This is a genomic window from Phenylobacterium soli (assembly GCF_003254475.1).
Lineage (GTDB): Bacteria > Pseudomonadota > Alphaproteobacteria > Caulobacterales > Caulobacteraceae > Phenylobacterium > Phenylobacterium soli.
The window spans coordinates 2,867,820-2,892,058 of the sequence record NZ_QFYQ01000001.1; the positions used below are offsets into that span (position 1 = coordinate 2,867,820).

General features: G+C 70.0%; 25 protein-coding genes and 1 tRNA gene. 9 read left to right on the forward strand and 17 right to left on the reverse strand.

Annotated elements, in window-relative coordinates:
- Positions 1-363: 363 nt before the first annotated feature.
- Positions 364-3,369, forward strand: a complete 3,006-nt coding sequence (locus DJ017_RS14255) for a family 16 glycosylhydrolase (RefSeq protein WP_111529335.1) — start codon at positions 364-366, stop codon at positions 3,367-3,369.
- A gap of 29 nt (positions 3,370-3,398) precedes the next feature.
- Here the strand turns inward: DJ017_RS14255 and DJ017_RS14260 are convergent, their stop codons facing one another.
- The gene (locus tag DJ017_RS14260) at positions 3,399-4,466 is read right to left on the reverse strand and encodes an acyltransferase family protein (RefSeq protein WP_111529336.1); all 1,068 of its coding nucleotides are present in this window, start codon (positions 4,464-4,466) and stop codon (positions 3,399-3,401) included.
- A gap of 276 nt (positions 4,467-4,742) precedes the next feature.
- On the opposite strand from DJ017_RS14260, the gene pncB reads away from it, so the two are divergent.
- The 4 genes from pncB (at position 4,743) to DJ017_RS14280 (ending at position 8,590) form a co-directional block, all read left to right on the forward strand.
- Positions 4,743-6,038, forward strand: coding sequence for a nicotinate phosphoribosyltransferase (pncB, locus tag DJ017_RS14265; RefSeq protein WP_111529337.1), 1,296 nt, complete (start codon positions 4,743-4,745; stop codon positions 6,036-6,038).
- 116 nt (positions 6,039-6,154) lie between these two features.
- Entirely contained in the window at positions 6,155-7,018 is an 864-nt protein-coding gene (locus tag DJ017_RS14270) for an enoyl-CoA hydratase-related protein (protein WP_111529338.1), read from the forward strand.
- Positions 7,019-7,028: 10 nt separating this feature from the next.
- On the forward strand, positions 7,029-7,787 hold the full coding sequence (locus DJ017_RS14275) for an ABC transporter ATP-binding protein (protein WP_111529339.1): 759 nt from the start codon (positions 7,029-7,031) through the stop codon (positions 7,785-7,787).
- Positions 7,787-8,590: an ABC transporter permease gene (locus DJ017_RS14280; protein WP_111529340.1), complete on the forward strand. Its 804-nt coding sequence runs from the start codon at positions 7,787-7,789 to the stop codon at positions 8,588-8,590. The genes DJ017_RS14275 and DJ017_RS14280 overlap by 1 nt, the downstream gene beginning before the upstream one ends.
- A gap of 13 nt (positions 8,591-8,603) precedes the next feature.
- Here the strand turns inward: DJ017_RS14280 and DJ017_RS14285 are convergent, their stop codons facing one another.
- From DJ017_RS14285 to DJ017_RS14310, 6 genes are all read right to left on the reverse strand, one after another.
- Positions 8,604-8,789, reverse strand: coding sequence for a hypothetical protein (locus tag DJ017_RS14285; protein WP_111530120.1), 186 nt, complete (start codon positions 8,787-8,789; stop codon positions 8,604-8,606).
- Between the two features lie 95 nt (positions 8,790-8,884).
- Positions 8,885-9,145: a cell division topological specificity factor MinE gene (minE, locus tag DJ017_RS14290; protein WP_111529341.1), complete on the reverse strand. Its 261-nt coding sequence runs from the start codon at positions 9,143-9,145 to the stop codon at positions 8,885-8,887.
- Positions 9,142-9,966: a septum site-determining protein MinD gene (gene minD / locus DJ017_RS14295; protein ID WP_111529342.1), complete on the reverse strand. Its 825-nt coding sequence runs from the start codon at positions 9,964-9,966 to the stop codon at positions 9,142-9,144. Before minD ends, minE begins: the two co-directional genes overlap by 4 nt.
- A gap of 39 nt (positions 9,967-10,005) precedes the next feature.
- Positions 10,006-10,734: a septum site-determining protein MinC gene (gene minC, locus DJ017_RS14300; protein WP_227000151.1), complete on the reverse strand. Its 729-nt coding sequence runs from the start codon at positions 10,732-10,734 to the stop codon at positions 10,006-10,008.
- On the reverse strand, positions 10,734-10,934 hold the full coding sequence (locus tag DJ017_RS14305) for a hypothetical protein (protein ID WP_111529344.1): 201 nt from the start codon (positions 10,932-10,934) through the stop codon (positions 10,734-10,736). Before DJ017_RS14305 ends, minC begins: the two co-directional genes overlap by 1 nt.
- Positions 10,935-11,142: 208 nt before the next feature.
- A tRNA-Lys gene (locus tag DJ017_RS14310) sits at positions 11,143-11,217 on the reverse strand.
- A 116-nt stretch (positions 11,218-11,333) separates the two neighbouring features.
- On the opposite strand from DJ017_RS14310, the gene DJ017_RS14315 reads away from it, so the two are divergent.
- Positions 11,334-11,984 carry a hypothetical protein gene (locus DJ017_RS14315; RefSeq protein WP_111529345.1) on the forward strand — a complete coding sequence of 217 codons (651 nt, stop codon included), beginning with the start codon at positions 11,334-11,336 and terminating at the stop codon, positions 11,982-11,984.
- Here the strand turns inward: DJ017_RS14315 and tgt are convergent.
- The gene (gene tgt, locus DJ017_RS14320; protein WP_111529346.1) at positions 11,905-13,035 is read right to left on the reverse strand and encodes a tRNA guanosine(34) transglycosylase Tgt; all 1,131 of its coding nucleotides are present in this window, start codon (positions 13,033-13,035) and stop codon (positions 11,905-11,907) included. The two genes, DJ017_RS14315 and tgt, sit on opposite strands and share 80 nt — an antisense overlap.
- Positions 13,035-14,111: a tRNA preQ1(34) S-adenosylmethionine ribosyltransferase-isomerase QueA gene (gene queA, locus DJ017_RS14325; RefSeq protein WP_111529347.1), complete on the reverse strand. Its 1,077-nt coding sequence runs from the start codon at positions 14,109-14,111 to the stop codon at positions 13,035-13,037. The genes tgt and queA overlap by 1 nt, the downstream gene beginning before the upstream one ends.
- 61 nt (positions 14,112-14,172) lie before the next feature.
- Here queA and DJ017_RS14330 point away from each other — a divergent pair, with 61 nt between their 5' ends.
- Positions 14,173-15,135, forward strand: coding sequence for an endonuclease/exonuclease/phosphatase family protein (locus tag DJ017_RS14330; protein WP_111529348.1), 963 nt, complete (start codon positions 14,173-14,175; stop codon positions 15,133-15,135).
- Here the strand turns inward: DJ017_RS14330 and DJ017_RS14335 are convergent.
- The 7 genes from DJ017_RS14335 to DJ017_RS14365 form a co-directional block, all read right to left on the reverse strand.
- On the reverse strand, positions 15,107-15,577 hold the full coding sequence (locus DJ017_RS14335; RefSeq protein WP_111529349.1) for a hypothetical protein: 471 nt from the start codon (positions 15,575-15,577) through the stop codon (positions 15,107-15,109). The genes DJ017_RS14330 and DJ017_RS14335 overlap by 29 nt on opposite strands.
- Before the next feature lie 12 nt (positions 15,578-15,589).
- Positions 15,590-16,051 carry a peptidylprolyl isomerase gene (locus DJ017_RS14340; protein ID WP_111529350.1) on the reverse strand — a complete coding sequence of 154 codons (462 nt, stop codon included), beginning with the start codon at positions 16,049-16,051 and terminating at the stop codon, positions 15,590-15,592.
- On the reverse strand, positions 16,051-16,920 hold the full coding sequence (locus DJ017_RS14345; RefSeq protein WP_111529351.1) for a peptidylprolyl isomerase: 870 nt from the start codon (positions 16,918-16,920) through the stop codon (positions 16,051-16,053). Before DJ017_RS14345 ends, DJ017_RS14340 begins: the two co-directional genes overlap by 1 nt.
- A gap of 4 nt (positions 16,921-16,924) precedes the next feature.
- Positions 16,925-17,275, reverse strand: coding sequence for a nuclear transport factor 2 family protein (locus DJ017_RS14350; protein ID WP_165830635.1), 351 nt, complete (start codon positions 17,273-17,275; stop codon positions 16,925-16,927).
- Positions 17,272-17,766, reverse strand: coding sequence for a pantetheine-phosphate adenylyltransferase (gene coaD, locus DJ017_RS14355; RefSeq protein ID WP_111529353.1), 495 nt, complete (start codon positions 17,764-17,766; stop codon positions 17,272-17,274). The genes DJ017_RS14350 and coaD overlap by 4 nt, the downstream gene beginning before the upstream one ends.
- Positions 17,767-17,855: 89 nt before the next feature.
- Complete coding sequence (gene gyrA / locus DJ017_RS14360; RefSeq protein WP_111529354.1) at positions 17,856-20,627, reverse strand: DNA gyrase subunit A; 2,772 nt, start codon at positions 20,625-20,627, stop codon at positions 17,856-17,858.
- 118 nt (positions 20,628-20,745) lie between these two features.
- Positions 20,746-21,519: a CatB-related O-acetyltransferase gene (locus tag DJ017_RS14365; protein ID WP_111529355.1), complete on the reverse strand. Its 774-nt coding sequence runs from the start codon at positions 21,517-21,519 to the stop codon at positions 20,746-20,748.
- 96 nt (positions 21,520-21,615) lie between these two features.
- On the opposite strand from DJ017_RS14365, the gene DJ017_RS14370 reads away from it, so the two are divergent.
- The gene (locus DJ017_RS14370; RefSeq protein ID WP_111529356.1) at positions 21,616-22,668 is read left to right on the forward strand and encodes a 2OG-Fe(II) oxygenase; all 1,053 of its coding nucleotides are present in this window, start codon (positions 21,616-21,618) and stop codon (positions 22,666-22,668) included.
- A gap of 82 nt (positions 22,669-22,750) precedes the next feature.
- The gene (locus DJ017_RS14375) at positions 22,751-23,206 is read left to right on the forward strand and encodes a DUF3617 domain-containing protein (protein WP_165830636.1); all 456 of its coding nucleotides are present in this window, start codon (positions 22,751-22,753) and stop codon (positions 23,204-23,206) included.
- A gap of 498 nt (positions 23,207-23,704) precedes the next feature.
- Here DJ017_RS14375 and DJ017_RS14380 read toward each other — a convergent pair whose 3' ends face one another.
- Positions 23,705-24,118: a single-stranded DNA-binding protein gene (locus DJ017_RS14380; RefSeq protein ID WP_111529358.1), complete on the reverse strand. Its 414-nt coding sequence runs from the start codon at positions 24,116-24,118 to the stop codon at positions 23,705-23,707.
- Positions 24,119-24,239 lie beyond the last annotated feature (121 nt).

The window sequence follows — 24,239 nt, forward strand, 5'->3', positions numbered from 1 at the left end:
CATGCGGCGGCCCGCCACACCTTAGCTGTGACAAGGCGACACAGCAGAGGTGTGCGGATGCGCGCACCCTGGTCCTGAGAAGCGCTTTCAAGCGCTACCCTAAGCTGTGGATACAGCAGCGCTTTTTCCGATGATTCCGCCTGTCTTCTCAGCCCGTTGCAGGCGTTTGCGGCGACGCTTGCCGTGGCTTCCGCACCGGCGCTGCGCCGACGCCCGGAACAGGTCCCCGCACCGCCGCCAAGGCCAAGCTGCGACATCTCTAGCCGGTGATTTCGCAAGGCCGATGGCTAACTTCCCGGCCGACGCGCAGCCAGCGCTCAGCACAACCTCGCGGCGCAGCCGCCAGCGGACGGGAACTACAAGATGAGCTACCTCAAGTACGACGGCTCAGCCGCCGTCGTGACCAGCACGCCTGTGTCCAATTTCTACGGCACCGACGCCGCCGAGACCCAAACGGGGACGAGCGCCGCCGAGGGCTTCTGGGGCAAGGCGGGCGACGTGCTGGTGGGCGGCGCCGGCGACGACACCTACTACCTTCAGGACAAGACCGCCCAGGTCGTCGAGCAGCCCGGCGCGGGCACGGACATGCTCGTCGCCTGGCGCAACGCCAGCCTGGCCGACCACGCCAACATCGAGAACCTCAAGATCGACGGCGACGGGATCTTCGGCGCGGGCGACGCCCACGACAACATCATCTACGCCGGCTCGGGCAAGGAGCAGCTCTACGGCGGCGGCGGTCAGGACGTCATGGTGGCCGGCACGGGCCAGGACACCTTCATCGTCAAGGCCGGCGAAGGCTCCGACGCGATCTACGGCTTCAAGTCCGCCACCGACGTGGTCCGGCTCACCGCGGGCTTCCAGACCTTCTCGGACGTGCAGACGCACATGACCCAGGTCGGCGCCGACACGAAGATCGACCTCGGCGGGGGCGAAGGCCTCGTCCTGCGCGGCGTCCAGGCCACGTCGCTGACGTCGGCCAATTTCCAGCTCCAGCTCGACGGTTCGAAGCTGGGCGGCATGACCTTCCACGACGAGTTCTCGGCGCCCCTGTCGGTGTGGAACGCAACCTACAACCCGACGGGCGTCTGGCGCCCGGACTACGGCTATCAGGGCGCCAACGGCGTCGGCTCCTACACCCTGACCGGCAACGGCGAGCAGCAGATCTACACCTCGCCCTACTTCCGCGACCACAACGGTGACTTCTCGGAGAGCCCGTTCACCTCGAACGCTGACGGCACCCTGTCGATCACCGCCCGCCCGTCCACCAACTCGGAGCTGTTCGGCTACAGCTACACCTCGGGGATGATCTCGACGAAGCAGAGCTTCGCCCAGACCTACGGCTACTTCGAGATGAAGGCCGAACTGCCCCAATCCGCTGGCGGCTGGCCGGCGTTCTGGCTGGTGCCGGCGGACGGCTCCTGGCCGCCCGAGCTCGACGTCATGGAGACTCTGACCAACGATCCGCACGCCGACTGGACCACCGAGCACTCGGGCGTCGGCGGGGTGCACACCTCGAACGGCATCTCGTCCTACATCCCCGACACCGCCGACGGCTTCCACACCTATGGCGTGCTTTGGACCAAGACCGACCTGACCTGGTACGTGGACGGCGTGCAGGTGTTCCACACCGCGACCCCCGCCGACATGAACAAGCCGATGTACATGATCGCCAACCTGGCGCTCGGCGGCTGGGGCGGCTCGATCGACAACTCGGCCATGCCCGAGACCATGAAGATCGACTACATCCGCTCCTACGGCCTGGCGGACGGCTCGACGACCGTGCAAGGCCGCGAGGCGATCACCGGCGGCGGCGCGGCCTATGTGGCGCCGACCACGGGCACGGCGACCACCGGTTCGACGGCGAGCACCGGCTCGACGTCGACCTCGACCACGCCTTCGAGCTCGACCACGACGGCGACTTCGAGCTCGACCACGACCTCGACCGGCGGCGCCGCGACGACCACCGTCTCCCCGCCCCCGCCGTCCCCGACGCCGGTGGATCCGAGCGCCGGCCAGAACCTGACCAGCCACGGCTACGGTGACGTGCTCACCGGCGGCTCGGGGGCCGACACCCTGACCTCCAACCAGGGCGGCGAGACCATGACCGGCGGCGCCGGCGCCGACGTCTTCGTGTTCAACACCACGCCGTGGAGCGCGACGCACATCACCGACTTCCAGGTGGGCGTCGACAGGCTGGACGTCGCCAAGCTCTACCTCGACGGCTACACGGGAAGCGATCCGGTCGCCGACGGCTACGTCCGTTTTGCCTCTGACGGCCATGGCGGCACGGCGGTGATCGTCGACCCGGACGGCCGGGCGAGCGGTCATCAGTGGGGCGACTACGTGGTCGACCTGGAGCACGTGGATCCCGCGACCCTGACGGCGGCCAAGGTGTTCGGCGGCCAGACGGTCGCCTCCACGCCCGTCTCCACGTCAACGCCGAGCTCGACGACGGCGACCTCCACGCCGACGACCTCGGTCACTGCTCCGGTCACTGCGCCCGCCACGGTCACGGGCCAGGTGCTGACGGCGAGCGGCTACGGCGCGACCCTGACGGGCGGCGCCGGCGCCGACACCCTGACCGCGGGCAACGGCGGTGAGACCCTGACCGGCGGCGCGGGAGCCGACACCTTCGTCTTCAGCACCACGCCCTGGACGGCGACCCACGTCGCCGACTTCCAGGTTGGGGTCGACAAGCTGGACGTCTCGAAGCTCTACATCGACGGCTACAAGGGCGCCGACCCTGTGGCCGACGGCTACGTGCGCTTCGCGTCCGACGGCAACGGCGGCACGGCGGTGATCGTCGATCCCGACGGCCGCGCGGCCGGCCACGCCTGGGGCGACTATGTGGTCGACCTCGAGCACGTGGCCCCCTCGTCCCTGACGGCGGCCCAGGTGTTCGGCGGTCAGGCTCCGACATCGACCACCTCCACGACGACGACCCAGCCCACCGCGCCCACGGCGCCGGCCGGCGTGGTCCTGACCTCGTCGGTTGCGGGCGACAGCCTCGCCGGCGGCCAGGGCGCCGACACGCTCAACGCCAGCCGCGGCGCGGACACCCTTACGGGCGGCGCGGGCGCCGACCACTTCGTCTTCGCCCATGAGCCTTGGGCGCCGGCCCACATCACCGACTTCACGGCCGGTGAGGACAAGATCGACCTGCGCGGCCTCTTCCAGGGGACCGGCTACGCCGGGACCGACCCGGTGGCCGACCACTACTTGACCCTGATCCCCGACGGGAACGGCGGGACGGCGGTGCTGTTCGATCGCGACGGCGCGGGCTCCGGCCAGCAGTGGGGGGACTATGTGATCGACCTCGAGCACGTGTCCCCGGCCAGCCTCACGGCCAAGGACTGGATCGTCGGCTAAGGCCTCAGCAGCGGCGCTACCAGGGGCCGTCACCAGGCTCCGCCGGCGATCGTCGGCCGGGGCCTGGGTCCCAGGGGCGCCAGCCAGCGGCGGGCGAGCTCGGTGAGCGGCAGCTCGATGCGACGGTGGGCGAACACGCCCACCATCGCGACCAGCACGAAAGCGACCGGGATCAGCGCCCACGCCATGGCCGGGCCGAGCCCGGCCAGCCGCTCGCCGGCCTTGCTGACCACCTGAGTGCAGAAGAAGTGCGTCAGGTAGGTGGCGTAGGACGAGGCGCCGAGGAGCTGGATCCAGCCCTGCCTCAGGACGAGGCCGGCGCGTTCGGCGACGAGGCCGCTCGTCACGATGACCAGGGCCGGAATCCCCGCCGCCCAGGCGCGGTCGACGGATGGCCAGAGGGTGGGCGCGAGCACCATGACCGCGAAGGCCGCCGCGCCGGCCGCGACTGCGATCCAGCCGGCGGCGCGGGAGCGCGGCAGGCGGTCGGCTACGAACAGGGCGCCCAGCAGCATGCCGGCGCCGAACTCCAGGATCATCGGGGCGGTGTAGAAGGCGAGCACCGGATCCGCCGGTCGCAGCACCAGGCCCGCCGCAGCCGCCGCCGCCAGCACGGCGATCGAGAGCGCCAGGCCCGCCCGCCGGCTGGGCAGCAGCAGGCCGAGCGCGAAGATGACGTAGAAGGCCATCTCGTAGTTCAGCGTCCAGCCGACGAAGACCACCGGGTGCATGGCCCCGTCGGCGCGGGCGTAGGGGATGAAGGCCAGGGACTTGGCCAGCTGGATCGGATCGGCGGTCGTGGACTGCAGGAGGCTCGGCGCGACCACTGCGAGGGCGAACACCGCCAGTGTGATCGCCCAGTAGAGTGGCGCGATGCGGGTCAGCCGGTTGCGCAGGAAGCCCTGTGGCGTCTGGCGGCGGCCGGAGGTGGTCACCACCATGATCAGGCCGCTGATCACGAAGAAGACGTCGACGCCGGAATTGCCGAAGACGGTGATCCCGGCGGGCAGACCGGCGAGGCGCGCCAGGGTCTCCAGGTGCACGAACACCACCAGGAAGGCCGCGAGTCCTCGCAGCGCCTGCACATTGAGCAGCATGGAGCCCCTTTCCGCGACCAGCCGCCGCCCGACGGGCGCGCGGGCGACGCTGAGCTAAACAGCGGCGCTGGCGAAAAGGTTCACCACCTAGGCGCAAGTTCGGGACGGGGCGCTGCGACGGGAAAGCGCTCTTGCGAAGACGCTCTGACCCACCGTCCGAATGGGGCCGAGATGGCGCGCCGGTGGACCGTCGTAGCCCGCCGCAGCGGCTCCAATCTAGGTGCGCGGAACGGCCGGCGGTAGGGCGCGCGTTCTAGTGGGCCCTGGAGAGCCGCCTTGGACCTTGCAACCCGCGTCTACAATCACGCCTGGCGGCTGGACCCGATCGTCCGCTCGCTGCTCGACACCGACTTCTACAAGCTGCTGATGCTGCAGCTCATCTGGCGGCTCTACCGTCAGACGCCAGTGACCTACGCCCTCACCAACCGCAGCCGCGACGTCCGCCTGGGCGAGGAGCTGGACCTCGGAGAACTGCGCGAGCAGCTCGACCACGCACGCAGCGTGAGGCTCAGCCACAAGGAGCGGCTCTGGCTCGGGGGCAACGCATTCTATGGCCATCCGCAGATCTTCCAGCCCGACTTCCTGGCCTGGTTCGCCGACTACCGCCTGCCCGAGTACGAACTCGCGCGGGACGGTGACCAGATCCGCCTCGCCGTCCACGGGACCTGGGCCGAGACGACCTTGTGGGAGATCCCGGCGCTCTCGATCATCTCAGAGCTCCGCGCCCGGCGGGCCATGCGCGGCATGGGCCCCTTCGAACTCGATGTGCTCTACGCCCGGGCCAAGGCGAAGCTGTGGGCGAAGGTGGAGCGGCTGCGGGCGCTGGACGGGCTCGCGATCTCGGATTTCGGGACGCGCAGGCGCCACGGTTTCCTGTGGCAGCGCTGGTGCGTCCAGGCCCTCAAGGAGGGTCTGGGTGCGGATTTCATCGGCTCGTCCAACACCCTGATCGCCATGGAGGAAGACCTGGAGGCGATCGGCACCAACGGACACGAACTGCCGATGGTGGTGGCCGCGCTGGCGGACGGTGACGAGGCGCTGCGCTGCGCCCCTTACGAGGTGTTGCGGGCCTGGGAGCAGGTCTACGGCGGCAACCTGCGGGTCGTGCTGCCCGACACCTTCGGCACCACCGCGTTCCTGCGCGACGCGCCGGCCTGGGTCGCCGACTGGACCGGCTTCCGGCCGGACAGCGCCCCGCCCGTCGAGGGCGGCGAGGCGATCATCGACTGGTGGCGCGCCCACGGCCAGGATCCGCGCGACAAGCTGCTGATTTTCTCCGACGCGCTCGAGGTGGAGACCATCGAGGCCGTGCACCGGCATTTCCTGGGCAAGGTCCGGACGAGCTTCGGCTGGGGCACGCACCTGACCAATGACTTCGAGGGCTGCGCGACGGACGAGCGGCCGGGCCTTTCGCCGGCCTCGCTGGTGATCAAGGTCACCGAAGCGGCGGGGCGGCCGACGGTGAAGCTCTCGGACAACCCGCGCAAGGCCCTGGGCGAGCCGGCGGAGGTGGCGCGCTATCTGCGGGTCTTCGGCCAGGAGGGCTTCGCCGCCCGAGAGCTCACCGCCTGAGGCTCCGGCGACATATCCCACAAGGGCGCCGCGACGGCAGGCTTGACGGCCGCGGCGGCGGGTTCCGAAGTCTGGCTGGCGAAGAGCTCGCGCGAGGCGGGCCACGGGAGGCTTGCATGGCGTATGAAACGATCCGCTACGAGGCGGAAGGGCCGATCCTCACCATCACCTTGAACCGGCCGGACAAGCTCAACGCCTACACCGCCCAGATGGGCGCGGAGCTGGCCGACGCCTTCCACCGCGCCGACGAGGACGATGCGATCCGCGCGGTGATCCTGACCGGCGAGGGCCGCGGCTTCTGCGCCGGGGCCGACATCTCGGCCGGCGCAGGCAGCTTCGACACCACCTCCGGCGAAGGGGCCAAGAACTTCGGCGGCGGCCGGGCGACCGGCGGCCGCGGCGCCGATTTCATCGGGGCCATGTTCAACTGCCGCAAGGCGACGATCGCCGCCTTCAACGGCGCGGCCGTGGGCGTCGGGATCACCCTCGCCCTGCCCACCGACATCAAGATCGCTTCCAGCGCAGCGCGGTTCGGCTTCGTCTTCGCCCGCCGCGGCCTGGTGCCCGAGGCCGGCAGCGCCTGGTTCCTGCCGCGGCTCGTGGGCCTGTCGCAGGCGCTGCGCTGGTGCCTCACGGGCAATGTGTTCGACGCCGCGGAAGCCCTGCGTGGCGGCCTGGTCAGCGAGGTGGTGGCGCCGGAGGAGCTGCTGCCCCGGGCCCGCGCCATCGCCGCCGAGATCGCCGAGAACACCGCGCCCGTCTCGATCGCCCTCACCCGCCAGATGCTGTGGCGCTTCGGCTCCGCCGAGCAGCCCTTCGACCTGCTGAAGGTGGACGGCAAGTTCGCCATGGACCTGGGCGCCACCGGCGACGTGAAGGAAGGCGTCTCGGCCTTCCTCGAGAAGCGGCCGCCCAGCTTCCCCGGCCGCGTCTCCGACGGGATGCCGGCGGGGTATCCCTGGTGGAGCGAAGCGTCCTAGTCTCGCGGGCATGGAGCCCGTCCTCGCCGTCGAAGGCCTGCGCAAGACCTATGGCCCGCTGACGGCGGTGGACGGCGTCTCGTTCCACGTGGACCCCGGCGAGATCGTCGGGCTCGTGGGGCCGAACGGCGCGGGCAAGACCACGACGATCAATATGATCCTCGGCGTGCTGGAGCCGTCGTCCGGCGCGATCCGCATCGAGGGCTACGATATCGAGCGCCGCCGCACCGCCGCGCTCAGCCACACCAACTTCGCCGCCACCTACGCGCCCCTGCCCGGCAACCTGACGGTCGAGCAGAACCTGCGGGTCTTCGGGATGATCTATGGCGTGCCGGACCTCACGGCCCGCATCGAGGCGCTGCTCGCCGAATACGACCTGCTCGCCCACCGCAAGGCCAAGACCGGCGTCCTGTCTTCCGGAGAGCAGACGCGGGTGACCCTCGCCAAGGCCATGCTCAACAAGCCCCGGCTCCTCCTGCTCGACGAGCCGACGGCCTCCATCGATCCGGCCACCGCCCGGCGCATCCGTCGCCACATCGTCGACGTGGCCGAAAAGGCCGGCGCGGGCGTCCTCTGGACCAGCCACAACATGTACGAGGTGGCCGAGGTCTGCGACCGGGTGCTCTTCCTGTCGCACGGCCGCATCCTGCTCTCCGGCGAGCCCGAGGCCCTGGTCGCCGAACACAAGGCGGCGAGCCTTGAAGACCTGTTCGTCAGCGTCGCCAACGAGCAGCTGGATCCGAACGGGGCGAGCGGGGTCCACGCCTGATGCGCGCCTCGCGGACCCTCGCCATCGTGCTGCGCCAGATTTATCTGCTGCGGGGCAGCCCCACCCGACTGCTGCCGATGATCGCCTGGGTGGCGATCGACATCGTGCTCTGGGGCTTCATCACCCGCTACCTCTCGGCGCTCACCGGCCCGAAGGTGAACCTCGTCGCCTCGATCCTCGGCGCTGTGCTGCTGTGGGATTTCCTCGGCCGGGTCATGCAGGGCGTGACCACCGCCTTCTTCGAGGACGTCTGGTCGCGCAACTTCCTGAACATCTTCGCCACGCCCCTGACCATCGCCGATTACATCGGGGGCCTGGTGCTGACCGGCATCGGCACAAGCCTGCTTGGTCTGATCGCCATGCTGACCCTGGCGACCACCGTCTTCGGCTTCTCGTTCCTGGCCTATGGCGCGGCGATCGTACCCTTCGTCCTCGTGCTGTTCGTCACCGGCATCTCGCTCGGCATCCTGGGCGCCGCGATCGTCCTGCGCCTCGGGCCGGCCTCGGAGTGGCTGATCTGGCCGATCCCCTCGCTCCTGTCGCCGTTCGTCGGGGTGTTCTACCCGCTCTCCACCCTGCCCGGCTGGATGCAGGCGATCGGCCGCTGCCTCGCGCCCTCCTACGTCTTCCAGGCGATGCGCGGCATCGTGGCGGGCCAGGGCGCGAACGCCGGCGACCTCGCCTTTGCGGTGGGACTGTCGGTGATCTACCTGCTCGGCGCCTGCTGGGTGTTCGCCCGCGTGTACCGCTTCGCCCTGCGCACGGGCCTGATCGCCCGCTACAGCGCCGAGACGGCGAGCTGAGCCGCGGCCTTCCCTAGTGGCCCTTGTTGGCCTTGCTGACGACCACGCCGGCGCCCGCGCCGATCACGGCGCCGACGGGTCCGGCGACCACGGCGCCGGCCGCAGCGCCGGTCGCGGCGCGCTGCTCGGTGTTGTGGCCGCAGCCGGCCAGCGCCAGCGCGGCGGCGCCGGCCACGATCAGCGTCGAGAGCTTCGTCATCTTCATCTCCGAATGCGTCCCCCGGCCGAAGCTCTAGCATTGGCGCAGGGAGTCGCCCATGCGGCAGCTTCGTCCGCCCGCCGCCGCGGTCGGCCTCAGGGCCGCACGAGCGCCTGTTCGGGCATCTCGATGTCGATGGCCAGGGTCGAGACCTGCGCGCCGCGGTCGAGCCGCACCACCACCTTGTCACCGTCGACCGGGAAGTGCCGGGCGATCACCGCCAGGATTTCCGCCTGCAGCACGGCGGCGAGGTCCACCGAACCGACCTGGCCGCGTTCGTGCGCGAGCAGGACCTGCAGCCGGTCGCGCGCCACAGGGGCCGAGCGCCGCCGGCGGAAGATGTCGACCAGGTTCATGCCGCAGCCCTCCGCCGGCCGAACAGGCGGCTCATGAGCCCGCGGCGCTCCGGCGGTGCGGCCGCGTCCCCAGCCTCCTGGCCCATCAGGCGTCGCGCGGCCTGGGCATAGGCGCGCGCCACAGCCGAACCGGGATTGTGCAGGGTGACCGGCGCGCCGAGGTTGGACGCGGTCAGCACGTCCGGGCTCTCCGGCACGATGGCCAGCAAGGGCGTCGCCAGGATCTCGAGCACGTCCTCGACCTTCATCATCTCGCCGCGGGCCGCCCGGGCCGCGTCGTAGCGCGTGAGCAGGAGGTGCTTGTCGAGCCGCTCGCCGGCCTCGGCGCGCCGGGTCTTGGAATCCAGCAGTCCGATGATGCGGTCGGAGTCGCGCACCGACGACACCTCGGGGTTGGCCACCACCACGGCGATGTCCGCGAAGCGCATGGCCAGGGTCGCGCCCTTCTCGATGCCGGCCGGGCTGTCGCAGACGATCCAGTCGAACCGCCCGCGCAACTCCTCGATCACCCGGCCGACGCCCGCCTCGGTAAGGGCGTCCTTGTCACGGGTCTGCGAGGCCGGCAGCAGGCTGAGGTTCTCGAGGCGCTTGTCGCGGATCAGGGCCTGGGGAAGCTTGGCGTCGCCCTGCACCACATTGACGAGGTCGAAGACCACCCGCCGCTCAGCGCCCATCACCAGGTCGAGGTTGCGCAGGCCCACGTCGAAGTCGACCACGACCACGTTCTGGCCCGCCTGGGCCAGCGCCGCGCCGAGCGCGGCCGAGGAGGTGGTCTTGCCGACCCCGCCTTTTCCGGAGGTGACGACGAGAACGTTGGACATGCGGCACACTTCCTTCCCTCGCCCGCAGGCGAGACCGATTCAATCGAGGGGCAGGAGGCGCAGCGCGCCCCGGTCGCAGAGCACCTGGACGGCACGGCCGTGGAGCGCGGGGCCCCAGTGCTCGGCCGTGCGGTAGAGACGGTCGACGCCGACCATTTCGGCTTCAAGGCGACGGCAGAAGATGCGCGCCGATGGCCCCGCCACGAGGCCCGCGATGGCGCGTCCGCGCAGCGGCCCGTAGACGTGGATCGAACCGCCCGCCAGCACCTCGGCCCCGGAGGCGACGGCGCCGAGGACGATGACGTCCCCCTCCTCGAACACCACCGACTGGCCGGATCGCACCGGGCGATCGATCAGCAGCGAGGTGGCGGCCGGACGCCGCGCGGGAGCCGACCGGCCGGACCGCCGGCCCGGCGTGGGGCTCACCGGCTGGTCGCGGCCGGGCAAGGTCTCGGCGAGCCCGGCCCAGCGCGTCCCGGCGAGGCTGGAGGCGCTGACGCCTTCGACGCCAACGAGGCGCAGGCCACGCGCTTCAAGGCCTTCCAATACGATCATCGGCGCCTCGGGACCGGCGCTGGCGATTGCGGCCAGATCGACGACGACGGGGCGGTGGGCGAAGAACCGGGGCGCTTCGGCCATCTCGCGGTCGAGGTCGCCGAACCATTCGGCCATGGGGAATTGCGGCGCGAGGACCAGCGCCAGGAAGCTGCGGCCGCGCAGGTTCAGGCGCGACAGCGGCGGCGGGGTGGCGAGCATTTCGGCGGGCATCAGTCCTGCGCCACCCACCAGCTGATGTAGGAGTGCGTCTTGCGGACCAGCAGCGAGGGGCCGGAGAAGTAGAACTCGCTGCCGCCCCAGGAGGCCTTCTCCGCCCACTGGATGGGCCGGGTGTCCTCCGACTCGAGCACCTGGCGCAGCCGGTCCCTCTTCGTCTTCGGTACGAAGCAGACGTAGGTGATCTGGACCATGGCGCATCTCCTGGCCGTCTCGGCGTCGGGAGCCACAGTTCGGCCGCGAGTCCGCGGCGAGCGCGGGGCGATCTTGCGGCGCGGCGCGCCTTATTGGTGAAGAATGGGTACCGCAGCGCTTGTTTCGCCGAGCGAGAGACCGGGCGCGCGCCTGCGCGGCCGCGCCTTTGGGAGCGCTGACGGCGCCCGAATTCTCAGGACAGGAAAATGGTAGGCCGGGTGAGGATCGAACTCACGACCATTCGATTAAAAGTCGAATGCTCTACCGCTGAGCTACCGGCCCACGACGCTTAAGGCCCACGAGCCCCGGCGAAGCGGCGCGGACCATATTCAGCGGTCCAGCCCGGCGCAAGGGACGAAGCCTTAACAGACGCGTCGGCTCGGGTAGATTGGCGGGCGATGCGCTACGCCCTCGCCGCCTCCGCCCTGCTTGCCGCCCTCCTCCTGGCGGGCTGCATGACCACCTCGGCCACGAATCCCGATCGGGTGCAGACCACTGGCCAGGCGGAGCGGGAGAACCTGAAGGGCGCCATGGGCGCGCCGCTGCGCGACCTCAACGTGCTGCGGACCAAGATCCCGCCGGTCCTGCTCGAGGCCATGGCCGATCCCTACTACCGCCCGCCGGGCGCGCTCTCCTGCGGCGATGTCGTCTCCATGATGGAGCCGCTGAACAATGCGCTGGGCGCCGATCTCGACACGCCCTCCAAGGACGAGGACGACCTGGTCGACAAGGGCCGCGGAACGGTGCTCGGCGCCGTGGCCGGCGCGACCTCCGGCGTGATCCCGTTCCGCGGCTGGGTGCGCAAGCTGACCGGGGCCGAGAAGCACGACAGCTATGTGCAGGCCGCCATCACCGCCGGGGCCGTGCGGCGCGGCTATCTGAAGGGCCTGGGCGAATCGCGCGGCTGCCCGCCGCCGGCGACGCCCAGTCACGTGAAGACCGGCCAGACGACGGTGGTCGATCAGTCGATCAGGTCGCGCTATCCGACGAAGCTAGCGCCCGCGAGCGGAACGAGCGACGGAACGTCTCCAGCCGACCCTCCGCGATAGCCGCTCGCATCTCGGCCATCAGGGCCTGGAAGAAGGCGATGTTGTGCCAGGACAGCAGGACCTGTCCGAGGATCTCGTCCGACTTCACGAGGTGATGAAGATAGGCCTTTGAATAATCGCGACTTGCCGAGACTGCGCTGGCCTCGTCCAGCGGGCTGTCGTCCTCGGCGAACCGGGCGTTCTTGAGGTTGATCGGGCCATCCCAGGTCCAGGCCTGGCCATGCCGGCCAGAGCGGGTCGGCAAGACGCAGTCGAACATGTCGACGCCGCGCCAGACCGCCTCCACGATGTCGATCGGCTTGCCGACGCCCATCAGGTAGCGCGGCCGCTCGGGCGGCAGCATCTCAGGGGCGTAGTCGAGCACCTCGACCATGGCCTCGTGCCCCTCGCCCACCGCCAGGCCGCCGATGGCGTAGCCGTCGAAGCCGATCTCCCGGAGGCGCTCCGCGGACTCGCCCCGCAGATGCTCGGTGGTGCCGCCCTGCTGGATGCCGAACAGGGCCTGGCTGTCCCGCGCCCCGAACGCCGCCTTCGAGCGCGCGCCCCAGCGGGCCGAGCGGCGCATGGCCTCGGCGGTTCGCGCCTCGGTGGCCGGAAGCGAGGTCAGCTCGTCGAGCTGCATGACGATGTCCGAGCCCAGCAGGTCGGCCTGGATCTCGATGGAGCGTTCCGGCGTCAGCACGTGCCGCGACCCGTCCAGGTGGCTCTGGAAGGTCACCGCCTCCTCCGTGACCTTGGAGATCTTGGAGAGCGACATGACCTGGAAGCCGCCGGAGTCGGTGAGGATCGGCTTCTGCCAGCGCATGAACCGGTGCAGGCCGCCCATCCGCGCCACGCGCTCGGCCGTCGGCCGCAGCATCAGGTGGTAGGTGTTGCCGAGGATGATGTCCGCGCCCGTCGCGGCGACCTGCTCGACGGTCAGCGCCTTGACGGTGCCGGCGGTGCCCACCGGCATGAAGGCTGGCGTGCGGATCTCCCCGCGCGGGGTGGCGAGCACGCCGGTGCGCGCCCGGCCCTCGGTCGCAGCGATGGTGAACGGAAAGGCCGCCATCAGGCCGCCCGCCAGAGCAGGCTGCCGTCGCCGTAGGAATAGAAGCGGTAGCCGCTGACGATGGCGTGGGCGTAGGCCGCCTTCATGGTCTCGGTCCCGGCGAAGGCGCAGACCAGCATGAACAGGGTCGACCTGGGCAGGTGGAAATTGGTCATCAGCCCGTCCGCGGCCCGGAAGCGATAGCCGGGCGTGATGAAGATGTCGGTGTCGCCCATGAAGGGCCGCACGACGCCATCCTCGCCCGTGGCGCTTTCGATGAGCCGGAGGGAGGTGGTGCCGACGCAGATGATGCGCCCGCCCGCGGCGCGCACCGCGTTGAGGCGTTCGGCAGTCTTCGCGTCCACCTCGCCCCATTCGGCGTGCATCCGGTGCTCGGCGAGGTTCTCCACCTTCACCGGCAGGAAGGTGCCGGCCCCGACGTGCAGGGTGACCCAGGCGGTCTCGACGCCGGCGGCCCCCAGGCGCTCGAACAGCTCGGGCGTGAAATGCAGCCCCGCCGTGGGCGCGGCCACCGAGCCGTCCTCGGCGGCATAGACCGTCTGATAGTCGGTGCGGTCCTTCTCGTCCTCCGCCCGCTTGGCCGCGATGTACGGCGGCAGGGGCATGGCGCCACGCTCGGCGATGGCGGCATCGAGGTCGGGCCCGGAGAGATCGAAGGCCAGCGTCACCTCGCCGCCCTCGCCCTTGGCCTTCACCGTGGCGTCGAGCGTCCCCAGGAAACAGGCGCGATCGTGGGCCTCGCCGAACGACACGCGATCGCCCTCCGCCAGGCGCTTCCCGGGCCGCATGAAGGCGGTCCAGACGTGAGGCGAGAGGCGCTTGTGAAGCGTCGCCTCGACGGCGACGCGGCTCTCCTCGCGCATCCGCACGCCCTTCAGCCGGGCCGGGATCACGCGAGTGTCGTTCAGCACCAGGACGTCGCCGGCGCTGAGCTGGCCCGGCAGGTCGGCGACCCGCAGATCCTGCAGCGGCGCGCCGGGCGTGACCACCAGCAGGCGCGCGGCGTCGCGCGGGTTGGCCGGGCGGAGCGCGATCCGCTCTTCGGGCAGTTCGAAATCGAAGTCGGCGACTTGCATGGAGCGGCCCTGAGGCCATGCGCCGGCTTTGGCGTCAAGCAGGGGGTTGCTACACGGCGGCATGGGTCTCGTGCGACTCGCCCTCTCCTTCCTGCTCGGACCGCCGGTTTTCCTGCTGGCGGCCCTCTGCGCGGGCGCGGCCGCGGCGGCCCAGCAGGGCCGCGACAGCCTGCGCTGGGACGTCCTGGCGCACTTCGCGCCCCTCTGGCTCGCAGGCGCCCTCGCCTGCGCCCTCGTGGCTCTGATCGCGTTCCGCGGCCTCGCCAAGCTGCTGGTGCTCGGGATGGCGGCGACCGGCCTGGTGTTCTCGGCCATGCTGATCGGTCCGGAGCTGACGCGGCCGGCCGGGCCCTCCGCCGCGCCGGATGCGCCAGGCCAGCTGAAGATCGTCCAGTTCAACGTCTGGCACGACAGCCCCGACCCTGAGCGGAACCTGGACTGGCTGATGCGCGAGGATCCGGACATCACCGTCCTGGAGGAGACCACGCCGCGGCTGCGCGAGGCGATCAAAGCGTCAGGCAGGTGGCGCGTCACCTGCCCCAACTGCGAGGTCATGATCCTGTCCAAGTCCGAGCCCGTCGCCGAGGGGCTGGGCAAGGTGCATGGCCCGATCACCCGCGCCACCTTCCGCGACGCCCGAGGCGAGTTCACCGTGATCGGCGTCCACAACGCCTGGCCCACCGACGCGGACCAGCCGGGCCAGGAAGCGCGCCTCGCCCAGGCCATCGCGCGCTTTCCGCGCGAGCGGACCATCGTCACGGGGGACTTCAACTCCGCGCCCTGGTCCTTCCAGCGGCGCAGATGGGACGCGCGTTTCGGCCTGATCCGCCGGGAGCGGGCGCTCTTCACCTGGCCGGCGACGCCCTACAAGCGGTTGCGCTGGCTGGGCTCGGTCCCGTTCCTGCCGATCGACCACGTTTACGCCGGCGACGACTGGGCGACGGTCAGCATCACTCGCGGTCCCAAGCTCGCCTCCGACCACTATCCCGTGGTGGCTATCCTAGCGCCCGTCGCGCCGCGCTGAGCGCGGCCTCGAGCTTCGCCCTTTGCGCGGCGCGCCGCGTCTCGAGCGCGTCCGCCCGCCGATCGAGCGCGGCGCGCTGCTCGGCGATCTCTTCCCGGGCGGCGGCGTGCTGGGCGTCGAGCGCCGACAGCCTGGCCTCCAGGTCGGCAACCTTCTTCAGCGCGGCCTTGGATGGGCCGGCCGTCTTGGCCGCGGCCGGCTTCTTCAGAGGCTTCAGCTTCGCCAGCTCGCCGCGCGTGCCGGCCGGACGGCGCAGCACCTCGCCCGGCCGCGCCGTGGCGGCGGCGACCAGGTCCGGATCCTCGGTCTCGTGGGCAAGGCCCGTCTTGAAGAGGTCCTGATGGCTGCCCCAGGCCGAGAGCGCCTTCGGCCGCGACGAGGCCGCGACCACGAAGTCGGTGAGCCCGTCGGAGGTGACGAAGACCTTCAGCCTGGGAGCCATCGGCGTGGCCCTTTAGGCGTCCGCGGCGACCTTCATGGAGACGATCTTGCCGGGATTGCGCGGCGGCTCGCCCTTGGGCAGGGCGTCGACGTTCTCCATACCCTCGGTCACCTCGCCCCAGACGGTGTACTGGCCGTCGAGGAAGGTCGCGTCATCGAAGCAGATGAAGAACTGGCTGTTGGCCGAGTTGGGATTCGGCGTCCGCGCCATCGAGCACACGCCGCGCACGTGCGGCTCGCGGCTGAATTCGGCCTGCAGGTTCGGCTTGTCGGAGCCGCCCGAGCCGGTGCCGGTGGGATCCCCGCCTTGGGCCATGAAGCCGGGAATCACGCGGTGGAACACGACGCCGTCGTAGAAGCCTTCGCGCGCCAGCTCCTTGATGCGGGCCACGTGGCCGGGCGCCAGGTCGGGCCGCAGCTTGATCGTCACGGGCCCCGTTTCGAGCGTCATGATCAGGGTGTTTTCGGGGTCCATCACTTCACCTCGGAGGGAATTTCGATATCGCACGCGGAGAAGTCCGCGCCCTTCATGCGCCGCACGCGCTCGATCTCGGCCTTGAACCAGCCGCTCTTGGGATCGATCACGCGGACCTTCGGACGCTCCCCCTCCGGCAAATCGGCCAGCAGGCGAACACGTTCCATCCGGTCCATGGGCTCGGCCACCGGCTCGCCCACCTTGATCGCCTTGACCACGTCCTGCCCGGCGATCACCCGGCCCCAGGCCGTGTAGCGCTTTTCGAGCGAGGGATAACCGGCGCGCATCAGGAAGAACTGGCTGTTGGCGCTGTCGGGATCGCTGTCGCGGGCCGCGCCCGCCACGCCGGGGCAATAGAGCGCCCAGCCGGCGACCTTCTGGTCCTTGGTCATGGCCGACAGCATCCAGGACTGGGTCATCACCGGCAGGGATTTGACGAAGCCGACCTCGGCCACCGTCTGGTCGGCGGCGAGCACGAAGGGCAGGTCGGCGCCTCGGCGGAAGGTGAACTCGGCCGGGACGTTGGGCTTGTCCGAGCCGCCTGTGCCCGTGTTCTGCGGGTCGCCGGTCTGGTCCATGAAGTTCTCGATGACACGGAAGAACTTCTGGCCGTCGAAGAAGTGGGCGAGCGCCAGCTCGCGCATGCGGGCGACGAACAGCGGCGCGACCTCGGGGACCATCTCGACCACCACTCGGCCCTTGTTGGCGTCGATGACGAGCACGTCGTTGGGGTCGGGCGTGCGCCACTCGCCGGCGGTTGGCCGGGCGGCGGGGGGCGGCGGCGGCACGATGGCCGGCTTCTTCGGGGCGGCGAGCGCGGAGGTGGAGAGCGCGGCCAGGGCGACCGCGGCGCAAAGCACAGGTTTCATGGGGTCACTCGTAGAACGCCGCCGAGTCCCGCACCAGCCCATCATCGCCGAAGCGCATGACTTCCACCGCCTCGGCGTCCGTACGCGAGCTGTGATAGCGGATCGCCACCCCGTCCGGACCGTCGTAGACGCCACGCAGCTCGAAGCGGAGCTCCGAAGCCGGCAGCGCCTTGCCCCAGTAGTCCCGGAGCGCCGCCTTGCCGATCACGCGGCCGGAAGGATCGCCGGTGAAGCGGCTGGAGTATGGGCTGACGAAGACGACGTCCTCGGCGTAGTGCGAGAGGATCGCCTCCAGGTCGTGGGCGTTCCAGGCGGCGACCCAGGCCTTGGCGAAGGCTTGGGGTTCGGGCCTCAAGATCGGCCGACCTTCTCGAGCAGGCGCTCGGCCACCGCCGGGCTGACGAACTTGCCGATCTCGCCGCCCAGGATGGCGATCTCCTTGACCAGGCGCGAGGCGATGGCCTGGTGCCGCGGGTCGGCCATCAGGAACACGGTCTCGATCTCCCGGTCGAGCTGCTGGTTCATGGCGGTCATCTGGAATTCGTATTCGAAGTCGGCCACCGCGCGCAGGCCACGGACGATCACCGAGGCCTCCACCTGGCGAGCGAAGTGCATCAGCAGGCCTTCGAACGGCTGGACGACGATCTCGGCGCGATTGCGGAGCGGCTCGACCGCCTCCTCGACGATGGCCACCCGCTCGTCGAGGGAGAACATCGGCCCCTTGCCGGTGTTGATCGCCACCCCGATGACCAGCCGGTCCACCAGCTTCACGGCCCGACCGATGATGTCGGTGTGGCCGTTCGTGATCGGGTCGAACGTTCCCGGATAGAGCCCGATACGCGTCATGCGCCGTAGGTCCCCCAACTGGTCCGCTCCGCCTTTCGCCGCCGTAGGGAGTTCTGGCAAGCGCTAAGTTGCCCGGAAGGACCTCAGGCCTAACCTTGCGGCGCCTGGTCCTCGCCGCCGGCCTCGCCCTCGGGTTGATCCGCCTCTTCCTGCTCGCCCTGATCGGGCAGGCGTTCGACGGAGACCACGTGCTCGTCCTCGTGCTTGCGGAAGATGATCACGCCCTGGGTGTTGCGGCCGGCCAGGCGAACCTGGTTCACCGGAACGCGGATGAGCTGGCCCTGGTCGCTGACCAGCAGGATCTGGTCGCCGTCCTCCACCGGGAACGAGCCGGCCAGCTTGCCGCCCCGCTTGGTGAGGTCCTGGGCGAGCAGGCCCTGGCCGCCGCGGCCCGTGCGGCGGAACTCGTAGGCCGAGGTCCGCTTGCCGTAGCCTTCCGTCGAGACGGTGAGCAGGATCTCCTCCGCCGCGCCCATCTCGGCGATGCGGTCCGGCGTCAGCGAGGCCTCGCCTGCACCCTCCTCCTCGTCGTCCGGAACGGAAGCCTCCTCCTCGCCCTCGCCCATGGCCGCGCGCATCAGGCGAGCGTGCTTGAGATAGGCGGCGCGCTCGGCCGGGCTCGCCGGAGCCGTGCGCAGGATGGCCATGGAGATGACCACGTCGCCCTCGGCCAGGCGGATGCCGCGCACACCGGTGGAGTCCCGGCCGGCGAAGACACGGACCTCTTCGGTGGCGAAACGGATGCAGCGGCCGAGCGCGGTGGTCAGCAGGATGTCGTTCTGGCCCGCGTTGCAGACGCCGACGCCGACGATCGCGTCGCCGTCGTCGAGCTTCATGGCGATCTTGCCGTTGCGGCGGATGTCCACGAAGTCGGAGAGCTTGTTGCGCCGCACGTTGCCCGAGCGGGTGGCGAACATCACGTCGTACTGATCCCAGCTCGCCTCGTCCTCAGGCAGCGCCAGGATGGAGGTGATGCTTTCGCCCGGCTCGATCGGCAGCAGGTTGACGAAGGCCTTGCCGCGGCTGGTCGGCGTGCCGAGCGGCAGGCGCCAGACCTTCAGCTTGTAGGCCTTGCCGCCCGAGGAGAAGAACAGCATCGGCGTGTGGGTGTTGGCGGAGAAGACGCGGGTGACCGCATCCTCTTCCTTGGTCGCCATGCCCGAGCGCCCCTTCCCGCCCCGGTGCTGGGTCCGGTAGATCGACAGCGGCGTGCGCTTCACATAGCCGCCGTGCGTCACGGTGATGACCATCTCCTCGCGAGCGATCAGGTCCTCGTCCTCGACGTCGGCGTCGCCCTCGACGATCTCGGTGCGCCGCGGCACGGCGAAGCGCTCGCGCACCTCCACCAACTCCTCGCGGACAATGCCCATCACCTTCTCGCGGGAGGCCAGGATCTCGAGGAAGCCCTTGATCGCCTCGGCCAGGGTCTCGGCCTCGCCGAAGATTTCGTCACGGCCGAGGCCCGTCAGGCGCGACAGGGTCAGGGCCAGGATGGCGCGGGCCTGCTCGTCGGTCAGCCGGATGCGCGCGCCGTCCACCACCACGGTGCGCGGATCGGCGATCAGCTCCACCAGCGGCAGCATGTCCCCGGCCGGCCAGTCGCGGGCCACCAGGCGCTCGCGGGCCTCGGCGGGATCCTTGGACGAGCGGATGATGTGGATGAACTCGTCGATGTTGGCGACGGCGATGGCCAGGCCGACCAAGACGTGGCCGCGGTCGCGCGCCTTGCCGAGCTCGAACTTGGTCCGCCGCACGACCACTTCCTCGCGGAAGTCGACGAAGGCGGCGATCATCTCCCGCAGCCCCATCTGCTCGGGCCGGCCGCGGTTCAGCGCCAGAGCGTTGACGCCGAACGAGGTCTGCAGCGGGGTGTAGCGGTAGAGCTGGTTGAGGATCACGTCCGCCGGGGCGTCGCGCTTCATCTCGACGACGATGCGCATGCCGTCGCGGTCGCTCTCGTCGCGCAGGTCGGCGATGCCCTCGATCCGCTTCTCGCGGACCAGCTCGGCGATGCGCTCGACCAGGGCGGCCTTGTTCACCTGGTAGGGGATCGCGGTGATGACGATCGCCTCGCGGTCCTTGCGGATCTCCTCGACGCTGGCCTTGCCGCGCATCACCACCGAGCCGCGACCCGACAGCAGCGCCTGGCGCGGCGCCGTACGGCCGATGATCTCGCCGCCGGTCGGGAAGTCCGGGCCGGGCACGATGTCCAGCAGCTCGTCCGTGCCGATCTCGGGGTTGTCGATCAGCGCCAGACAGGCGTCGACCACCTCGCCGAGGTTGTGCGGCGGAATGTTGGTGGCCATGCCGACGGCGATGCCGCCGGCGCCGTTGACCAGCAGGTTGGGGATCCGCGAGGGCAGGACCACCGGCTCCTGCTCGGAACCGTCGTAGTTGTCCTTGAAGTCGACCGTGTCCTTGTCGAGGTCGGCCAGAATCGACATGGAGGCGTGGGTCAGGCGGCACTCGGTGTAGCGCATGGCCGCCGGGGGGTCGTTGTCCACCGAGCCGAAGTTGCCCTGGCCGTCGATCAGCAGCAGGCCCATCGAGAACGGCTGGGCCATCCGCACCAGGGTGTCGTAGATCGCGAGGTCGCCGTGCGGGTGGTACTTACCCATCACGTCGCCGACGACGCGGGCCGACTTCACATAGCCGCGGTCAGGGGTGTGCCCCTGCTCGTTCATCGAGAACAGGATGCGCCGGTGCACCGGCTTCAGGCCGTCGCGCACATCCGGAAGCGCGCGGCTGACGATCACGCTCATGGCGTAGTCGAGATACGAGCGCTTCAGCTCATCCTCGATGGCGATAGGCGCGATGCCCCCCTGCCGGTCGGCGGGAGGCGTGGTGTTGTCATCGGTCAAGGGAGGGATTTCGCCGTTCGAATCGAGACGCTTATGTGGGGATCATGGTTAGCACCCTGAAGGCCCGGGCGCCATCTCTGCGCGCGCATGCGTACGCATGCGCGTACGCGTGAGGCGCTCAGCGCATCGGCTCGGCGACCGCGAGGATCTCGTCGTGGGTGATGGGTTGCGGCGCGAACGGCTGGACGCCGCCGGCGGCGATGCGCGCCTCCAGGGCCTCGATGAACCGCTCTGGCTGGGGAACCGGCAGCTCGACCAGCAGGTCCGGACCATAGCGCCACCAGGCGAGCGCGCGGAGCCGCTCGACGAGCGCCTCGGGAAAGCGCATCCGCAGCACTCGGGCCGGGGCCCCGACCATCACCGCGTAGGGCGGAACGTCCTCGAGGATCAGGCTGCGCGCGCCGATCACCGCCCCATCGCCGATGCTCACCCCGGGGCCGATGGAGGCCTGGTCGCCGATCCAGACGTCGTGGCCGAGGCGGATGCGTTGGTCGGGCGGGCTGAAGGTCCACTGGTTAGCGGCGTCGCCACGGACGTGATCGCGGAAATAGGTCATGACGCCCTGCAGCGGGCCGGCGCCATAGCTGAACGGCGAAGTGCTGGCCCAATCGAGCGGGTGAGGGTCGCCGATCCAGGTCACGCCGCTGCCGATCGAGCCATAGCGACCGATCTCCAGCCGCCCGTCGAGCTGGGAGTGGCTGTAGGTGAAGGCTCCCATGGAAGCCGGCAGCAGGTAGCCGAAGAACATCTGCGCGTGGGGCTCGAGCCGGCAGTCCTCGGGGACCGAGATCCGCTCGCCGACCTTCAGCCTGTCGCCGCGCCAGGCGGCGTGCGCGAACCGCCGCTCGCGGAGCAGGTCGAGGAGGCCCTGGGTGACGATCACGGCGGTCATGGCCGGGCTCTACCATGGCCCGCCCGAGCCGCGACAGACCCGCGCGTGACCGCAGCCGGCGAAGCGCCTAGGTTGGCGCCAGGAGAGTCACCGTCCATGCCGTTCTTGTCCGGCGAGGCCGCGCCCTGGTTCAGGGCGCCCACGCTGTCCAGCCCCGAGTTCCTGTTCGACACCGCCGCGGGGCGCTACGTCCTCCTGCTCTTCCCGCCGAGCGACGGCGCGCCCAAGGCCGAGGCCCTGCAGCAGTTGATGATCCATCGGGCGCTGCTCGACGACGTCCGCGTCTCGGCCTTCGTGGTGCTGCGCGAGCCCGAACGGGTGAAGGGGGCGGCCGACGCCCGTGGCCTGCGCTGGTTCCGCGACGAGGACGGCGCCGTCAGCCGGCTCTACGGGGCTCTCGACGCGGAAGGTCGTGAGCGGCCTTTCTGGCTCGTCCTCGACCCGACCCTGCGGGTGATGTGGGAGGCTCCGGCCGAGGCCGGTGACGATGTCTTCCGCAGGCTGTGGTCGCTGCCGCCGCCGGCCGAGCACGCCGGGCTGTCCGTTCCCGCCCCGGTGCTGATCGCCCCGCGGGTGTTCGAGCCCGAGCTCTGCGCCCGGCTGATCCGCATGGTGGAGACCCAGGGCTCGACCTTCAGCGGCGTGATGCGCGACCAGGGCGAGGTCACCGTCGCCGTCATGGACGAGCTCAAGAAGCGCCGCGACCTGCTGATCGAGGATCCGGCGCTGCAGGCGGAGATCCGCGACCGCTTCGAGCGGCGGCTGTTCCCGCTTGTCCAGCGGGCGTTCGGCTTCGAGGTCACCGAGGTCGAGCGCTACCTGGTCACCTGCTACGACGCGGCCGACGGCGGCGTCTTCCACGCCCACCGCGACAACTTCACGTTCCAGACCGCGCACCGCAAGTTCGCCTGCTCGATCCTGCTCAACGACGATTTCGAGGGCGGCGACCTGCGGTTTCCAGAATTCGGAGCCCAGCCCTACCGCCCTCCGGCCGGGGCGGCGGCCGTCTTCGCCTGCGGCCTGTTGCACGAGGTGAGCCGCGTGACCTCTGGCCGCCGCTACGCCTTCGTGCCCTTCTTCTTCGACGCCGAAGGCCGCAAGGTGCGGGAGGCCTACGCGGAGCGTATCAGGGCCCAGCAGGCCACCTGAACCCCACGCGGCGCCGTCCGTCATGCGCGGTTCAGCAGCGTTCGAGCATGCTCTGGTGATGAGGACTTCCTATATGCCGCCCATGACCCACCTCAGCGCCCCCGCCCTCACCGCAAGCTTCGCCGCCGCGGCCGCCCTCCTCGGGCCGCTGGCGGCGCACGCCCAGACCACCATCCAGCCCGGCTATTGGGAGACCACCAGCCAGGTGATCTCGCCCTTCCCGACCAAGAAGGTCGAGAAGCGCTGCATCCGGGCCGAGGACGTGGAGAAGGTGATCGCCGGCTCGCCGAACCACAACTACACCTGCACCTATCCGACCAAGGAGATCGGCGGCGGCAAGATCCGCCTGGCCGGCAGCTGCAAGACCAAGCACGGCGATCCGGTGCCGATCTCCAGCGATGGGGTCTACACGGCCACGACGCTCAGGATGGACGCTTATATCCGTCCAAAGCTCGGCGGCCTGACGGTGCCCGTCCACGCCCGCACGGCGGCGACCCGCATCGGCGACGTCTGCCCGACGGCCCAGGTCGCCAAGTAAGCCCGGCGCACGCCCCAAAACGCCGAAGCCCCGCCGTCTCGCAACGGCGGGGCTCTGCTGCGGCTCTGACCCGAAGGCGCCTGCCGCTGCCCCCCGACAACGGCCGACGCCCGAAGGCCGTTCCGTGATCAGAACGGTTATGCGGACCAAATTGCGTCAACAGCGGCGTAAGCCACTGATTTGAAATCCGTTCAGGTCTGCAATTCGCGCAGTTTGACAACAAGCTCGGCAGGAGCGGCGTGCGCCGACCGGCGCGCGCACGCCGCGTGTCAATAAAAGCACCAATGGAGAGTGAGAGAGGGGGGGCGGGGGGAGAGAGCGAGAGGGCCGGCCGCGGGACGCTGTATAAAAGGCGTCGGAATGGCTGTCCCGCTGGAGCGGCGTCGAGGCCGGTTCCGCGTCTCGCCAGGATACGAGCTGGTGTGGGCGCCTGGAGCGCTGGTGCGTTCAGAGGCGACCGGACGCTTCACACGCCCGACCGCCTCCGAGGCTAGCCGACTAGCAGACCGGTTCATCGATCTCCGGCTGGAAATCACGGTCGGCGGGCTCATCAGGCTGGCTAGCGCCGTTCGACCTCGAGCCCTGCAGCACGGTGAGTTGGTGCTGCGGACCGGACATGGCGATCTTGGCCCGAGACTGCTTGACGCCACCCTTTTCGAACTCGTCGTAACGCAGGATGCCAGTGACTTCGACCAGATCGCCCTTCTGGACGTAGGCTTCGAGGAACTTCACCGTGCCCTGCATGAAGGTCTCGACGGTGTGCCAGGTGGTGCGAGACTTGCGTTCTCCGTCCTTCTTCCAACGCTCTTCGGTGGCGATCCGGAAGGTGGCGACCTTGGCGCCGTTGTTGGTCGTGCGGAACTCAGGGTTGGTCCCCAGTCGGCCGATCAGGGTCACGCGGTTGGCGGTCATCTTGGTAATCCTTCAGCTCGACCGGCCCGAACCTTCGGACCGGCACGCGGTCATCGCCGCGATCACGTCCCGCCAAGGACCGGGCAGACAGGGCCGGGGCGAAAGCCCGAGGCCGGTGGAA

Excerpts from the sequence above, each read along its gene's own strand:
- DJ017_RS14255 (WP_111529335.1), top strand. The coding sequence starts at position 364 with ATGAGCTACCTCAAGTACGACGGCTCAGCCGCCGTCGTGACCAGCACG.
- DJ017_RS14260 (WP_111529336.1), bottom strand. The coding sequence starts at position 4,466 with ATGCTGCTCAATGTGCAGGCGCTGCGAGGACTCGCGGCCTTCCTGGTG.
- DJ017_RS14270 (WP_111529338.1), top strand. The coding sequence starts at position 6,155 with ATGGCGTATGAAACGATCCGCTACGAGGCGGAAGGGCCGATCCTCACC.
- DJ017_RS14275 (WP_111529339.1), top strand. The coding sequence starts at position 7,029 with ATGGAGCCCGTCCTCGCCGTCGAAGGCCTGCGCAAGACCTATGGCCCG.
- DJ017_RS14280 (WP_111529340.1), top strand. The coding sequence starts at position 7,787 with ATGCGCGCCTCGCGGACCCTCGCCATCGTGCTGCGCCAGATTTATCTG.
- DJ017_RS14285 (WP_111530120.1), bottom strand. The coding sequence starts at position 8,789 with ATGACGAAGCTCTCGACGCTGATCGTGGCCGGCGCCGCCGCGCTGGCG.
- minE (WP_111529341.1), bottom strand. The coding sequence starts at position 9,145 with ATGAACCTGGTCGACATCTTCCGCCGGCGGCGCTCGGCCCCTGTGGCG.
- minD (WP_111529342.1), bottom strand. The coding sequence starts at position 9,966 with ATGTCCAACGTTCTCGTCGTCACCTCCGGAAAAGGCGGGGTCGGCAAG.
- minC (WP_227000151.1), bottom strand. The coding sequence starts at position 10,734 with ATGCCCGCCGAAATGCTCGCCACCCCGCCGCCGCTGTCGCGCCTGAAC.
- DJ017_RS14305 (WP_111529344.1), bottom strand. The coding sequence starts at position 10,934 with ATGGTCCAGATCACCTACGTCTGCTTCGTACCGAAGACGAAGAGGGAC.
- DJ017_RS14315 (WP_111529345.1), top strand. The coding sequence starts at position 11,334 with ATGCGCTACGCCCTCGCCGCCTCCGCCCTGCTTGCCGCCCTCCTCCTG.
- tgt (WP_111529346.1), bottom strand. The coding sequence starts at position 13,035 with ATGGCGGCCTTTCCGTTCACCATCGCTGCGACCGAGGGCCGGGCGCGC.
- queA (WP_111529347.1), bottom strand. The coding sequence starts at position 14,111 with ATGCAAGTCGCCGACTTCGATTTCGAACTGCCCGAAGAGCGGATCGCG.
- DJ017_RS14330 (WP_111529348.1), top strand. The coding sequence starts at position 14,173 with ATGGGTCTCGTGCGACTCGCCCTCTCCTTCCTGCTCGGACCGCCGGTT.
- DJ017_RS14335 (WP_111529349.1), bottom strand. The coding sequence starts at position 15,577 with ATGGCTCCCAGGCTGAAGGTCTTCGTCACCTCCGACGGGCTCACCGAC.
- DJ017_RS14340 (WP_111529350.1), bottom strand. The coding sequence starts at position 16,051 with ATGGACCCCGAAAACACCCTGATCATGACGCTCGAAACGGGGCCCGTG.
- DJ017_RS14345 (WP_111529351.1), bottom strand. The coding sequence starts at position 16,920 with ATGAAACCTGTGCTTTGCGCCGCGGTCGCCCTGGCCGCGCTCTCCACC.
- coaD (WP_111529353.1), bottom strand. The coding sequence starts at position 17,766 with ATGACGCGTATCGGGCTCTATCCGGGAACGTTCGACCCGATCACGAAC.
- DJ017_RS14365 (WP_111529355.1), bottom strand. The coding sequence starts at position 21,519 with ATGACCGCCGTGATCGTCACCCAGGGCCTCCTCGACCTGCTCCGCGAG.
- DJ017_RS14370 (WP_111529356.1), top strand. The coding sequence starts at position 21,616 with ATGCCGTTCTTGTCCGGCGAGGCCGCGCCCTGGTTCAGGGCGCCCACG.
- DJ017_RS14375 (WP_165830636.1), top strand. The coding sequence starts at position 22,751 with ATGACCCACCTCAGCGCCCCCGCCCTCACCGCAAGCTTCGCCGCCGCG.
- DJ017_RS14380 (WP_111529358.1), bottom strand. The coding sequence starts at position 24,118 with ATGACCGCCAACCGCGTGACCCTGATCGGCCGACTGGGGACCAACCCT.